The organism is Nocardiopsis ansamitocini, assembly GCF_030268225.1.
Lineage (GTDB): Bacteria > Actinomycetota > Actinomycetes > Streptosporangiales > Streptosporangiaceae > Nocardiopsis_D > Nocardiopsis_D ansamitocini.
In genome coordinates, this window is the sequence record NZ_BSQG01000002.1 from 23,288 (window position 1) to 36,646 (window position 13,359).

At 65.4% G+C, this 13,359-nt stretch carries 12 protein-coding genes; 6 read left to right on the forward strand and 6 right to left on the reverse strand.

Going from position 1 to position 13,359, the window contains the following annotated elements:
- Window positions 1-14: 14 nt before the first annotated feature.
- The 6 genes from gyrB to dnaA all read right to left on the reverse strand — a co-directional run bounded on the left by gyrB (window position 15) and on the right by dnaA (window position 8,896).
- A complete protein-coding gene (gene gyrB / locus QSJ59_RS06605; RefSeq protein WP_285757969.1) occupies window positions 15-1,949 on the reverse strand; it encodes a DNA topoisomerase (ATP-hydrolyzing) subunit B in 1,935 nt (644 codons plus the stop codon).
- Between the two features lie 377 nt (window positions 1,950-2,326).
- Window positions 2,327-2,839, reverse strand: a complete 513-nt coding sequence (locus QSJ59_RS06610) for a DciA family protein (protein WP_432707440.1) — start codon at window positions 2,837-2,839, stop codon at window positions 2,327-2,329.
- Window positions 2,829-3,965 carry a DNA replication/repair protein RecF gene (gene recF, locus QSJ59_RS06615; protein WP_285757970.1) on the reverse strand — a complete coding sequence of 379 codons (1,137 nt, stop codon included), beginning with the start codon at window positions 3,963-3,965 and terminating at the stop codon, window positions 2,829-2,831. Before recF ends, QSJ59_RS06610 begins: the two co-directional genes overlap by 11 nt.
- Before the next feature lie 111 nt (window positions 3,966-4,076).
- The gene (gnd, locus tag QSJ59_RS06620) at window positions 4,077-4,982 is read right to left on the reverse strand and encodes a phosphogluconate dehydrogenase (NAD(+)-dependent, decarboxylating) (RefSeq protein ID WP_432707441.1); all 906 of its coding nucleotides are present in this window, start codon (window positions 4,980-4,982) and stop codon (window positions 4,077-4,079) included.
- 87 nt (window positions 4,983-5,069) lie between these two features.
- Window positions 5,070-6,209 (reverse strand): DNA polymerase III subunit beta, encoded by a 1,140-nt coding sequence (gene dnaN, locus QSJ59_RS06625; RefSeq protein ID WP_285757971.1) that lies wholly within the window; start codon window positions 6,207-6,209, stop codon window positions 5,070-5,072.
- Between the two features lie 761 nt (window positions 6,210-6,970).
- Complete coding sequence (gene dnaA / locus QSJ59_RS06630) at window positions 6,971-8,896, reverse strand: chromosomal replication initiator protein DnaA (RefSeq protein ID WP_285757972.1); 1,926 nt, start codon at window positions 8,894-8,896, stop codon at window positions 6,971-6,973.
- Window positions 8,897-9,682: 786 nt separating this feature from the next.
- Between dnaA and rpmH the strand changes: the two genes are divergently transcribed.
- The 6 genes from rpmH to rsmG all read left to right on the forward strand — a co-directional run bounded on the left by rpmH (window position 9,683) and on the right by rsmG (window position 13,204).
- On the forward strand, window positions 9,683-9,826 hold the full coding sequence (gene rpmH / locus QSJ59_RS06635) for a 50S ribosomal protein L34 (RefSeq protein ID WP_133740032.1): 144 nt from the start codon (window positions 9,683-9,685) through the stop codon (window positions 9,824-9,826).
- 85 nt (window positions 9,827-9,911) lie between these two features.
- On the forward strand, window positions 9,912-10,382 hold the full coding sequence (gene rnpA / locus QSJ59_RS06640; RefSeq protein WP_285757973.1) for a ribonuclease P protein component: 471 nt from the start codon (window positions 9,912-9,914) through the stop codon (window positions 10,380-10,382).
- Window positions 10,379-10,705 (forward strand): membrane protein insertion efficiency factor YidD, encoded by a 327-nt coding sequence (yidD, locus tag QSJ59_RS06645; protein ID WP_285757974.1) that lies wholly within the window; start codon window positions 10,379-10,381, stop codon window positions 10,703-10,705. The genes rnpA and yidD overlap by 4 nt, the downstream gene beginning before the upstream one ends.
- 25 nt (window positions 10,706-10,730) lie before the next feature.
- Window positions 10,731-11,651, forward strand: a complete 921-nt coding sequence (yidC, locus tag QSJ59_RS06650) for a membrane protein insertase YidC (RefSeq protein WP_285757975.1) — start codon at window positions 10,731-10,733, stop codon at window positions 11,649-11,651.
- A gap of 170 nt (window positions 11,652-11,821) precedes the next feature.
- Window positions 11,822-12,340, forward strand: a complete 519-nt coding sequence (locus tag QSJ59_RS06655; RefSeq protein WP_285758739.1) for a Jag family protein — start codon at window positions 11,822-11,824, stop codon at window positions 12,338-12,340.
- Window positions 12,341-12,499: 159 nt separating this feature from the next.
- Complete coding sequence (rsmG, locus tag QSJ59_RS06660) at window positions 12,500-13,204, forward strand: 16S rRNA (guanine(527)-N(7))-methyltransferase RsmG (protein WP_285757976.1); 705 nt, start codon at window positions 12,500-12,502, stop codon at window positions 13,202-13,204.
- Window positions 13,205-13,359 lie beyond the last annotated feature (155 nt).

The following is a 13,359-nucleotide window of genomic DNA, read 5'->3' on the forward strand; positions in this document are numbered from 1 at the left end:
TTCTTCCGTTGGTGCTAGACGTCCAGGAAACGAACGTCGCGCGCGTTGCGCTGGATGAAGGAGCGGCGCGACTCGACGTCCTCGCCCATGAGGACGCTGAACATCTCGTCGGCCTGGGCCGCGTCGTCGAGGGTGACCTGGAGCAGCACCCGGCGGTCCGGGTCCATGGTGGTGTCCCACAGTTCGGCGGCGTTCATCTCGCCCAGACCCTTGAAGCGCTGCACGAAGTCACGGGGTCGCGGGTCACGCTTGCCCGCCGCGATACCGGCGTTGATGATCGCGTCACGCTCGCGGTCGGAGTAGACGTAGTCGGCGTCGCTGCCGCGCGTGTCCCACTTGATCTTGTACAGCGGAGGCTGGGCGAGGTAGACGTATCCGGCCTCGATCAACGGCTTCATGAAGCGGAACAGCAACGTCAGCAACAGGGTCCGGATGTGCTGCCCGTCCACGTCGGCGTCGGCCATCAGGATGATCTTGTGATAGCGGAGCTTCTCGACGTCGAAGTCCTCGTGCACGCCGGTGCCCAGTGCGGTGATGATCGCCTGGACCTCGTTGTTCTTGAGGATGCGGTCGATCCGCGACTTCTCGACGTTGAGGATCTTGCCCCGGATCGGGAGGATCGCCTGGTACTCGGGGTCGCGGCCACCCTTGGCCGAGCCGCCCGCCGAGTCGCCCTCGACGATGTAGACCTCGCACTTCTCCGGCTCGGCCGACTGGCAGTCGGACAGCTTGCCCGGCAGGGAGGTGGACTCCAGCAGCGTCTTCCGCCGGGTCAGGTCGCGTGCCTGGCGAGCGGCGACCCGGGCGCGCGCGGCCTGGCTCGCCTTGGTGATGATGTCCTTGGCCTCGCCGGGATTGCGGTCGAACCAGTCGCGCAGGTGCTCGTTGCACACCCGCTGCACGAAGGACTTGGCCTCGGTGTTGCCGAGCTTGGTCTTGGTCTGCCCCTCGAACTGGGGATCGGCGAGCTTGACCGAGATGATCGCGGTCAGGCCCTCTCGGACGTCATCACCGGTGAGGTTGTCGTCCTTCTCCCGCAGCAGCTTCTGGTCGCGGGCGTAGCGGTTGACGATCGAGGTCAGCGCCGCCCGGAAGCCCTCTTCGTGGGTGCCGCCCTCAGCCGTGTTGATGGTGTTGGCGAAGGTGTGCACCGAAGAGGTGTAGGACTGGTTCCACTGCATCGCGACCTCGACCGCGATGCCGGTGCCCTCCTCCTCGAACCCGACGACCGTGCTGTGCACGGGCTCCTTGGTGGCGTTGAGGTGGCGGACGAAGTCGGAGAGGCCGCCCTCGTAGTGGTAGGTGTGGACGACAGGGGAGTCGTCGACGTACTCGGGCCGCTCGTCGCTGATGGTGATGGACAACCCCTTGTTGAGGAAGGCCATCTCCTGGAGCCGCCGCGTGAGCGTCTCGAAGTTGTAGGTGGTTGTTTCAAAGATGGAATCGTCGGCCCAGAAGGTGATCTGGGTACCGGTCTTGTCGGTGGGCTCGCCCCGCACCAGTTCCGTGGGTCTGGTCATCTCGTAGGTCTGGGTCCACAGGTACCCGTCGCGCCGGATCTCCACGTCCATTCGCGTGGAGAGCGCGTTGACCACCGAGGCGCCGACGCCGTGCAGGCCGCCGGAGACCGCGTAGGACTCGCCGTCGAACTTTCCACCCGCGTGCAGCGTGGTGAGGATCAGTTCGACTGCCGGACGGTTCTCGACCGGGTGCATGTCGACCGGGATACCGCGCCCGTTGTCGGCCACCCGAACGCCGCCGTCGGCCAGCATGGTCACTTCGATCGCAGTGGCATGGCCTGCCAGGGCCTCGTCCACGGAGTTGTCGACGATCTCGTAGACCAGGTGGTGCAGACCCCGTTCACCGGTGGAGCCGATGTACATCCCGGGGCGTTTGCGTACTGCTTCAAGGCCCTCAAGAATCGTGATTGATCGCGCGTCGTAGGCCAAGTGGAAACACCCTCCTCTGGGGACGCCATCCAGCCGCGAGACAACCGGCGAGCAGGCGCGGGCCCAGGACAAACGCGCCATAGCGCCTCCGCCCAAAGCACTGCTGCTACCCCGTTTTCCGGTAGGCCGCTCTTGGTGCGGGCTTTGCCGGTGGAGGCGTCCAAAGAACCATATTCATGATACCGCGCGCGAGACGGGAAAGTGGCATTCGCGGCGCTGTGGCGGCCTACAACGAACGAACAGATGGGGAGGTGAGGCTCCCCACGCGCCCCACCCTGGAAGCAACGCCGCGCGCCATTCAGTGCTCGCGGCGCAGAATCAACGCGACAGGATCATCCAGACCGCACCCGACTCTGCGTGCAATACGCGCGAAACGGTCACCGAACCCGCCACTGACCTCGGGTGTTGCGGCCGCTGCTGGGCCCGCGGACCTTGATGGAGCGCACGCTGCCGTGCCCGAGCTCCTCGTTGAGTCTGCGCATCAGCTGCGGGGTGAGTGCGCGAACCTGGGTCGCCCAGGCCGCGGAGTCCGCCGTGACGACGAGTTCACCCTCGGCGTAGGTCTCGGGTCGCACGTGTTGGGCGAGCCGCTCTCCGACGATCTGCGACCACCGGCCGAAGACGCCGCCGATGGCGACCTGCTCCTGCCAGCCGTGCTCGATCAACCAGGAACGCACCGCCTCCCCGAAGAGTTGGGGTTCACCACGGGCCCCCGTCGAACGCCGTCGTACCCGTCGTGGAGCGGCAGCGGTGGACCCGCCGCGCTCCTTCGCCTCGGCCCGCGCCTTTGCCAGTGCCTGGCGGGCCAGTTCGACACCGCTGGGACCGTTCGCGGGGGGATCCTCGCCCCCTCCGTCCACAGGCTGTGGACGGGGAGTGTCACTGCTCACGTTCGACCATCCCTGCGCGGACCAGGAAACGGGCGCCCATCAACTCTTCCGGAATGTCGTCGGGAACAGCAGCGCTGACCAGCACCTGCTCAGCCGTGCGAACATGCTCTGCGAGCTTGCGGCGACGCTCTGCGTCAAGCTCGGCGAACACGTCGTCGAGAATGAGTACCGGATCGTCCCCGTCCGCACGCAGGAGCTCGAACCCCGACAGTCGCAACGACAAGGCATAGGACCATGCCTCCCCCTGGCTGGCGTAGCCCTTGGCCGGAAGATCGTCCAGCCGGAGCTGGAGATCGTCGCGATGCGGGCCGACGAGGCTGACCCCACGCTGGAGTTCCTGCTGCCGGGACTGTTCAAGGGCCCCGCGCAGGACGTCCGCGAGTTGACCCCGGCCGGCCGGCAGGGGAGCGTCATCTGCGACGGCGGAACTCCGGTAGTGCAGGCTCGGCGGACCTCCCGCGGAAGTGAGCTCGCCGTATGCCTTGGCCACCAGCGGCTGGAGCTCGGCCACCAACGCCAGGCGGGCGGCCAGTAGTTCGGCACCGGCGGTCGCCAGATGCTCGTTCCATACCTCAAGGGTGGACAGGTCGGGTTCGGTCCGCTGTTTGAAGTAACGGGCGGAGGCCGACTTGAGCAGCGCGTTGCGTTGTTTGAGCACCCGTTCGTAGTCGGAGCGCACCCCTGCGAAACGGGGGGTGCGTGCGATCAGCAGGTCGTCCAGGAAACGGCGCCGTTCCCCTGGGTCGCCCTTGACCAGCGCGAGGTCCTCAGGTGCGAACAAGACCGTGCGCAGGATGCCGAGGACGTCGCGAGGACGGGTCCCCGCTGAACGGTTCAGCCGGGCCCGGTTGGCCTTGCCGGGGTTGATCTCCAGTTCGATGACGGCGCGACGCTCGCCCTTGACGACGGCAACGCGCACGATGGCCCGCTCAGCCCCTTTGCGCACCAGCGGGGCGTCGGTGGCGACGCGGTGACTGCCGTGTGTGGCCACGTACCCGATCGCCTCGACCAGGTTGGTCTTGCCCTGGCCGTTGGAGCCGACAAAGGTACTGATCCCTGGTTCGAGCTCCAGATGAGCCGACTCATAGGACCGGTAGTCGGCCAGTTGCAGGTGGGATACGTACATCTGGCTGCTCCTATACGCGGACCGGACCCGGGCGCAGGCGCCTCGGGTCCGGGGGGTGCGAATCAGCTGTGCCGTCCACGTGGTCGACGTGGCGGACGGCGTGATGCGGGTCTAGCTCCGCGGGGTCTGCGCGGGGTCGTCGGTGGCCTTGGTGACCGCGTGTCCGCCGAACTGGTTACGCAGCGCGGCGACTACCTTCATCGCCGGGCTGTCCTCCTGACGGGAGGCGAACCGGGCGAAGAGCGCCGCGGTGATGACCGGGGCGGGGACGGCATGGTCCACTGCCGCCTGGACGGTCCAGCGGCCTTCCCCTGAGTCCTGGGCGTAACCGCGGAGTCCGTCCAGGTGCGGGTCCTCGTCCAGGGAACGGACCAGCAGGTCCAGGAGCCAGGAGCGCACGACGGTGCCCTCACGCCAGCTGTCGAAGGTTCCGGGGACGTCGTCGACGATGTCGGCGGCCGTCATGAGCTCGTAGCCTTCGGCGAAGGCCTGCATCATCCCGTACTCGATGCCGTTGTGGACCATTTTGACGAAATGGCCGGCGCCGACCCCTCCAGCGTGCACGTAGCCGCCGCCACCGTCGGGAGTCAAGGAGTCGAAGATGGGTTTTGCCTGCTCGACGTTCTCCGCGGAACCGCCGACCATGATTCCGTAGCCGTTTTGACGGCCCCAGACACCGCCGCTCACCCCGGCGTCCACGTAATTGATGCCGCGTTCCTTGAGCTGGTCGGCACGCTTGCGGTCGTCCACGTAGTGGGAGTTGCCGCCCTCGATGATGAGGTCGCCCGGCTCCAGGAGCTCACCGAGCTCGTTGATGCTGTTGCCGGTGGCCTCGCCGGCGGGGACCATCAGCCACACGATACGAGGCGCCGCGAGGCGGTCCACGAGTTCGGCGACCGTGGCCACGTCGCGGACATCGGGGTCGAAGTCGAAACCGACGACTTCGTGCCCCTTCTCGCGGAGCCGGGCGGCCATGTTGCCGCCCATCTTGCCGAGGCCGATGAGCCCGATCTGCATGCTCGTAATCCCCTTATTCGTCGCCAAGGATGTCAGGCCGTGGATATGTGGACGAGCCGGCGGGCCCGCCGATGCGGCTGGGGCAGGTCAGCTCGACAGCCGAACGGGCATGATCAGGTAACGGTAGTCCGAGGCACCGTCCTCGGCGGCTGGCTTGCCCGTAATGATCGCGGGTTTGGTCGAGGTGGTGAACTGCAACCGCGCGATGTCGGACTCGATGGCGTTGAGGCCGTCGACCAGGAAGGTCGAGTTGAAGGCGATCTGGACTTCGTCGCCCTCCAGCGAGGCGTCCAGCACCTCGACGGCCTGGGCCTCGTCACCGGTCCCGGCCTCCAGCACCAGACGCCCCTCGCTGAAGGCCAGGCGCAACGGGGTGTTGCGCTCGGCGACCAGGGAAACGCGCTTGACCGCCTCGATGAACTCCGATTTCTGCACCTCGGCGACCGAGTTGAAGGTCTCGGGGAGCAGTGCGCGGTACTTGGGGAAGTCGCCGTCGAGCAGCCGGGTGGTGGTGCGGCGGCCGCCGCCCTCGAACCCGATCATGCCTTCGCCCTTGCCCGTGGCCGACAGCGCGATGGAGACCTGGGCACCACCGGTCAGCGACTTGGCGGTGTCGGCGAGCGTCTTTGCGGGCACGAGGGCGACCGCGGACAGTTCGGGGTTCTCCGGGGTCCAGGTGAGCTCGCGCACGGCAAGGCGATAGCGGTCGGTGGAGGCGAGGGTCACGGTCTCGCCCTCGATCTCGATCCGCACGCCGGTGAGCATGGGCAGGGTGTCGTCGCGCCCGGCCGCAACCGCGACCTGGCTGACCGCTGCCGCGAAGGCGTCGCTGAGCACGGAACCGGTCAGCTGCGGCATCTCCGGGAGGGTGGGGTAGTCCTCGACCGGCAGGGTCAGGAGGGTGAACTTCGCGCTTCCACAGGACACCACGACCTTGGCGCCTTCGGTGCTGATCTCCACAGTCTGTGGAGGAAGGTTGCGCACGATCTCGGCGAGGAGACGACCGGAGACGAGGGTCTTGCCCGGCTCGTCGACATCGCTCTCCACCGAGACCTGCGCGGAGACCTCGTAGTCGAAGCTGGACAGCTTCAGCCGCTGCTGCCCCTCGTGCTCACCGGCGTCCAGCAGCATCCCCGCCAGAACGGGGACCGACGGCCGGACCGGCAGCGTGCGAGCGGTCCAGGCGACGGCGTCCGCGAGCACGTCGCGTTCGACCCGGAACTTCACTATCGGTCTCTCTTTCCTCGAAAAGCCCTGGCCCCGGCCCTGGACACGGTGGTCCCGGATATTTCCCGGAACGGCTGTGTGCCACGCACCGTCGAGAGCTGCGCGCGCTCGGCGTCCGGGAGTCTTCTTCAGGGGGTGGGACCCAACGGTACCTGGATTCGGAGCGCTCCGCTGCCCCCGGGATGTGATTGCGACAAAGGGTGCCACAGGATGGCGTCCACCAGACCTGCGAAGCGGCATGCCACTGAGCACCTCGCTGCCAAGTCTGTTCCAGGCGCCTTCGAAGGCGGAACCTCTGTCCGGCAAAGTTGTCCACAGAAAATGGGCGAGCCTGTTTTCGAAGCCATCAACTCTCTATAGGTGGCGTAGTAGTAGTAGGGGCTGTGGATAATGTGGATAACCACTGTTTTCGCAGCTCACCCCGCGAATTTTCATCCACAGGACTTGTGGATGGTGGGTGGGGAAAACTCGGCGTCCTGTGGACGCCCAGAGGTGCTCCACAGGTAATCCACACCCCATCCACAGGTTATCCACCGCTTTACCCACAGTTCCGATGATCGGATGATGGGCTGTCCAACTCTGTTACGCACAGGAAGTCCACAGCCCGTCCACAGGAATCAGCAGGTTGTCCCCAGGGTTGTCCACGGGTTATCCACAGGGATGTGTGTGGTAAAGCCCCGAAAGGAAAATCCGGCACGGGCCGGCTCCTCCCTGGAGACGAGCGAAGGGCCTTCCCCCGGGGGAAGGCCCTTCGCTCGTCGTCAGATGTTGTGCGACTGCTGTTTGATCCGGTTGGTGAGCTCGGTGACCTGGTTGTAGATCGACCGTCGTTCAGCCATCAGCGACCGGATCTTGCGGTCGGCATGCATGACCGTGGTGTGGTCACGTCCTCCGAACTGCTGGCCGATCTTGGGAAGGGAGAGTTCGGTCAGCTCCCGGCACAGGTACATCGCGATCTGGCGCGCGGTGACCAGGACCCGTGATCGCGAGGTTCCGCACAGGTCGTCGGCGGTCAGGCCGAAATAGGACGCGGTCTGGGCCATGATCGCCGAGGCGGTGATCTCCGGCAGTTCGTCGCTGGGGATCAAGTCCCGCAGCACGATGCCGGTCAGGTGCAGGTCCACCGACTGCCGGTTCAGACTGGCGAATGCGGTGACCCTGATCAGGGCCCCCTCCAACTCCCGGATGTTGGTGGAGATCTTGCTGGCGATGAACTCCAGAACCTCGGGCGGCGCGGCCAACCCTTCCTGAGCGGCCTTCTTGCGCAGAATGGCGATCCGCGTCTCCAGCTCGGGCGGCTGGACGTCGGTGATCAGACCCCATTCGAAGCGGTTGCGCAGCCTGTCCTCCAGCGTGACCAGCTGTTTGGGCGGTCGGTCCGAGGAGATCACGATCTGTTTGTTGGAGTTGTGCAGGGTATTGAAGGTGTGGAAGAACTCCTCCTGCGTCTGCTCCTTGTTCTCCAGGAACTGGATGTCGTCCACCAGGAGCACGTCGATGTCGCGGTAGCGGCGCCGGAACCCGTCGGCCTTGCCGTCCCGGATCGAGTTGATGAACTCGTTCGTGAACTCCTCGGAGCTGACGTAGCGCACCCGGGCGCCGTCGTAGAGCCGCTGGGTGTAGTGGCCGATCGCGTGCAGAAGGTGCGTCTTGCCCAGACCGGAGCCCCCATAGATGAACAGGGGGTTGTACGCCTTGGCCGGGGCTTCGGCGACGGCCACCGCGGCAGCGTGGGCGAAACGGTTGCTCGAACCGATGACAAAGGTGTCGAAGGTGTACTTCGGGTTCAGCCGTCCGGGGCCTACGGGCTTGGGGGACTGGTCGCCGTCCGCCTGTTCCGGCCCGCCGGGCGGTGCCTGCCCGGCCTTCTCGCCCTGCTCGGGAGGACCGGGCTGTTCGGTGGGACGTGGCGCTCCCCCGGTCTGGGGAGTATCCCAGGAAGCGGTCTCCCATCGGTTGGGGGAATCCCAACGGGGAGAGTCGTCCCAGCTCCGATAGCGGGACTCCGGTCCGGGATCGGCCCCGCGGCTCGGAGAAGAGGGAGCGAAGCGCCCCCGGCTCTGGGGCTCCGCGTTCCAGCCGTCGGCGAGCAGGTCCTGCCCGTGAGGGGGGCGGGGAGAAGGGTTCACGTACTCCCGGTCGCGTTGCTGGTACCCCTGGCCGGACTGCTCTTGGGGCGGTTCCATCGCGGGGGAGGAGGTCTGGCCGGGGGACGGGGCGTCGGGCAGCAGCATCGGTTGCTGCTGCCAGGCCCCGGCCTGCGCAGTGTCGTGGCCGAACCCCCGAAAAGGCTGCTCGGCAGGGGAATCCCACTCCGGCTGTTGCTCCTCGCGGGGACGACCGGCCTGATCGGAGGCTGCGGAGTTGTAGGTCGAGGGCGTCGGGGGCAGCGGCAGTGCACCGGGGGGAGGCGGGGGTTGGACCGCTGTCGGGTCGACGGTGACGGCAACCCGGATCTCCCTGCCCAGCTGCGCGGAGAGCGCCTGACTGATGGCCTGGCGGAGTCGGGTCTCCAGAATCTCTTTGGCGAATTCGTTGGGGGCAGCCAGCAGTGCGGTGTCCTCGATCAGACCCAGCGGCCTGGTCTGCGGCAGCCATGCCCGCTGCTGGGGAGGCAGGCTGTTGTTGTCGAGGCTGTCCAGCACGCTCGACCACACCACTGCGAGGTTGACCTGTCCCTCAGACACGGTGACCTGCCATGGTTCGCCCCTTCTAGCGGTTTCCTGCCGGTTCGGTCCCCGTCTCTACAGGGGTTCACGGTCGTCCGCGTGTTCAAGCGCGAGCGACCCATTGTCTCGGTAACCCGGGGTGGCTTCTCCCCCTCACGCGCGAGTAGGAAACCGCGAGACCAAAACGTGATTACGAACGGTGTTCTGTGGGTAACTCGCGGTTTTTTGTGGATACGGCTGTGCATGGCGAACCGGCCTCCGTTCCCTCGCCCGACCCCGGTTTTCGCCGCTGTCCACAGTTCACGCTCGTCATCCACAAGTTATCCACCGCTTTATCCACAGCTTCGCAGATAGTTGTCCACAGGGTGTGGTTATCCACAATCTCCTGATGGGGAGGTGTGGGTTCTCGATCCGGTTACCCTGTGGAGGCGGGTTGACTATGTCAGGACCCTTCTTCGTGCACAGTCGACGTTATCCACAGCTTAGGTCTCCTGCGGGAGGCTCCACAGTCTGTGGACAAGGGTTGTCCACAGACCAAGCAGTCGGTGGAAAACTTCGTCGACCGAAGGGGTGGATTTGACCAGTCCACACGCAGCCCGTATGTTCTCTATGCTTACGTCGATATCTGTATGTGCCTCGGCGCGCCGTGATCCGGATTCGTGATCCGCGTGCCACACGACGGCATCGACCTGAGCGGGCGATGTTCCAGCTGAGCGTCCCCGCGACAGCAGCAGGAATATGCACGGTGACGACGACGTCGGCACCGAACCGCCGTAGTACCTCTTAAACGCCCTGGAGTCAGTAGTGAGCAAGCGTACGTACCAGCCGAACAACCGGCGTCGCGCGAAGGTCCACGGCTTCCGGCTGCGCATGCGCACCCGTGCGGGGCGCGCGATCATCGCGGCGCGCCGGCGCAAGGGCCGTGAGGCCCTGACCGTCAGCCACTAACCGCTACGAGTCTTTCGTCACAACGGACCGGCCTGCCCGCTTCGGCAGCCGGTCCGATTGTTGTGTTCTGGGGTGTTCAGGTCCGATGTTGTCCCCGCGCAACCGAATCCGGCGCAGCGCCGAGTTCGGTCTCGTCATGCGCAAGGGGCGTCGGGCCGGCCGGGACGCCCTTACGGTCGTGTTGCTTGTCCAACCGTTGAGCGAGACCGCTCCGGTTCGGACCCCGGCCAGTCCTGCCTCTTCATCACCGGTCGCCGAGCAGCCCCGAGTCGGCTTCATCGTGAGCAAGGCCGTCGGGGGAGCGGTTGTACGCAAGCGTGTACAGCGCAAACTCCGCCATCTGATGCGGGATCGGGTCGCCGAACTCCCTACGGGTAGCCTGCTAGTTGTGCGGGCCAAACCCGCTTCCGCGATCCTTGGGCACGATGCTCTGGCCGCCCAGCTGGACGGCGCGCTCGCTTCGGTGCAGCGCCCCCGCAGACCATCGGCCCAACGTGGCCGCGTGCCTCGTGGGGCCGCGTCCGCTTCAGCCGGTGGAGAACAGTCGATCCAATGACGCACGAGAGACCGAACCCCCTAGCACGGGCCTTGATCCTGCCGATCAGGGGTTACCAGCGGTTCATCAGCCCGCTGTTCCCGCCGGTCTGTCGTTTCTATCCTTCGTGCAGCAGTTATGCCGTCGAGGCATTGCAGGTGCACGGGGCGCTCCGCGGGTTGTGGCTGACGGTCCGGAGAATCGGCCGGTGCCACCCGTTCCATCCGGGTGGACTCGATCCGGTCCCACCGCGCAAGGGCGAGACCGCCGCAGGGTCGGTCCAAGAGACCAGTGATCCGAGACCCGGTGGCGGCGAGTCCGCCCCCGGGGCCTCGGATCTGTGATTCGGAGAGTCAAGGGAGTTAGCCGGTGCTGGACTGGCTGTACAACATTGTCGGCACGGTGCTGGTCTGGATCCATTCCGGTCTCAGCACCTTTCTCGACCCGGACAGTGGGTGGGCGTGGGGTCTCTCCATCGTCACGCTGACCGTTCTCATGCGCGTCGTCATGATTCCGCTGTTCATCAAGCAGATGAACACGCAGCGCAAGATGCAGGACATTCAGCCGCAGGTGCTGAAGATCAGGGAGAAGTACAAGAACGACAAGCAGCGTCTCCAGCAGGAGACGATGAAGCTCTACCAGGAGAGCGGCACCAACCCGATCATGGGCTGCCTGCCGCTGCTGCTGCAGATGCCGGTCTTCTTCGCCCTGTTCAGCGTGCTGCGCAGTGTGGCCCAAGGAGAGGCGCAGTACGGTTTCACCGCCGAACTCGCAGACAGCGCTCGTAGCGCCCTTGTCTTCCACGCTCCGATCGCCGCGCAGTTCACCACTTCTGCGCAAGAGCTGGAGCAGTTCGGCGCCGACCCGATCATGGCCAAGGTCGTCATCGTCATCGCCTGCGTCATCATGGGTGCCACGACCTTCCTGACCATGCGGCAGAGCATGAACCGTACGCTCAAGCAGCCGGGCATGGCCGACAACCCGATGATGCAGACGCAGAAGATCATGATGTACCTCGCCCCGGCGTTCGGCCTCTTCGGCTTGAGCATGCCCATCGGCGTTCTGCTCTACTGGGTCACCTCCAACATCTGGACCATGGGGCAGCAGCACCTGCTCTACCGCAACTTCCCGGCTCCCGGCGAGGAGCCCAAGCCGGCTGCGGCGAGCACCGGGAAGGGACTCTTCGGCAAACGCAAGGCGGAAGAGCCGCCCGCGCCGGTGGAACGGCCTAAGATCGAGCGTAGGCAGCCGAAGAAGCAGACCAGGTCCAAGCGAACCGGTGACAAGTAAGGTCCGGCTCTTCCCGGAGTAGTCCTCTGTGCAGTCGCCATACTCAAACGACCATGGCGCAGGCGAAAGCCCCCGATGCGCGCGGTGCGCAGGACCGTGACATAAGGAGAAACCCCGCTGTGAGCGACAGCAACACCGAAGGCGCGGAGGAGACTGGCGCCGCCGTGGCAGTGGCCGAGGCGCCCGAGGAGGCGGTCAAGGAGACTGCCGCCGGTGGCGCGGAGGTTGATGTCGAGGAGCTTGAGAACGAAGGCGACATCGCCGCCGACTACATCGAGGGCCTGCTTGACATCGCCGACTTCGACGGCGACATCGACATGGATGTTGAGGGGGACCGTGCGATGGTCTCCGTTGTCGGTGCCACCCTGGACGAACTGATAGGGGAGAAGGGAGAGGTCCTGGAGGCACTTCAGGAGCTCACCCGACTCGCCGTGCACCGCGCGACCGGGGAACGCAGCCGTCTGATGCTGGACATCGGAGGGTTTCGTGACTCTCGCCGCAAGACTCTGACCAAGCTGGGCGCCGAAGCGGCGAACGAGGTCAAGAAAACGGGTGAGGTCAAACCCCTCAACCCGATGACTCCGTTCGAGCGCAAGGTCGTGCATGATGCGATTGCTGCGGCCGGCCTGCGCAGCGAGTCGGAGGGCGAGGAGCCCAACCGCTATGTCGTAGTGCATCCCGCGGACTAAGCCCTTGGGCACATCAGCTGGTGTGCACCGTGTAAGAGAACAGCGCCCTCCACACACATAGGATCGTGGGGGGCGCTTTCGCGTTTTGTCGATCTGTTGATTGAACTGCTGTTGTGAACTGTTCCTGGTAATGCTCCGTAAAGGCCGAGGTGGTAACTGATGACCGGGCATGTTGTCCCGTCCGAAGGTGCGCGGGAGTTGTTCGGTGAGGCGTTGCCCGTGGCTCAGCGGTACGCCGACCTCCTGGCGGACGCAGGAGTCCAGCGCGGGCTGATCGGCCCCCGGGAGGTGCCGCGTTTGTGGGAGCGGCACCTGATGAACTGCGCCGTGATCGAGGAACTGCTCCCCAAGGGGGCGGACGTGGTGGACATCGGTTCCGGAGCGGGTCTCCCCGGGCTGGTGTTAGGGATCTTGCGCCCCGATCTATCGGTCACCCTGCTGGAGCCGTTGCTGAGGCGCACCGTTTTCTTGCAGGAGTGCGTGGATCTGCTGAACCTGGAGAACGTGACGGTGCGCAGGGGGCGCGCCGAAGAAGTCAAAAAAGTTGTTCGAGCTGACTTCGTCACCGCCCGAGCGGTAGCTCCGCTACCGCGACTCGCCGGGTGGGCACTGCCTTTGCTGCGAAAAGGGGGCAGTCTCCTGGCCTTGAAAGGCGAACAGGCAGAAGCAGAACTTGAGGCCGCACGCGCAGATTTGTCCAAACAGCGTCCCTGCGTCGCAGATGTGATTTGGGTAGGGCGCGGTAAAGTCGATCCCGCTACCACGGTCGTTCGCGTCACGGTCACAACCGAGACCGACCAGGCGACCCCGTCCAGATCCCAGCGCGCGGCGGACGGCAGGAAGAAGCGCGGACGGAAGAGGTGAACTCATTCGTGCCTTACCACCACTCTGATGGCACCTATGTTTCACGTGAAACCACCCCCGAAGCTGGCTCCCAATCCCAGTCCGCCCCCCATGTTTCACGTGAAACATTCTTGGCGGGCCAGACCTTCAGCGACATGACCGCTGAAGCCGACATG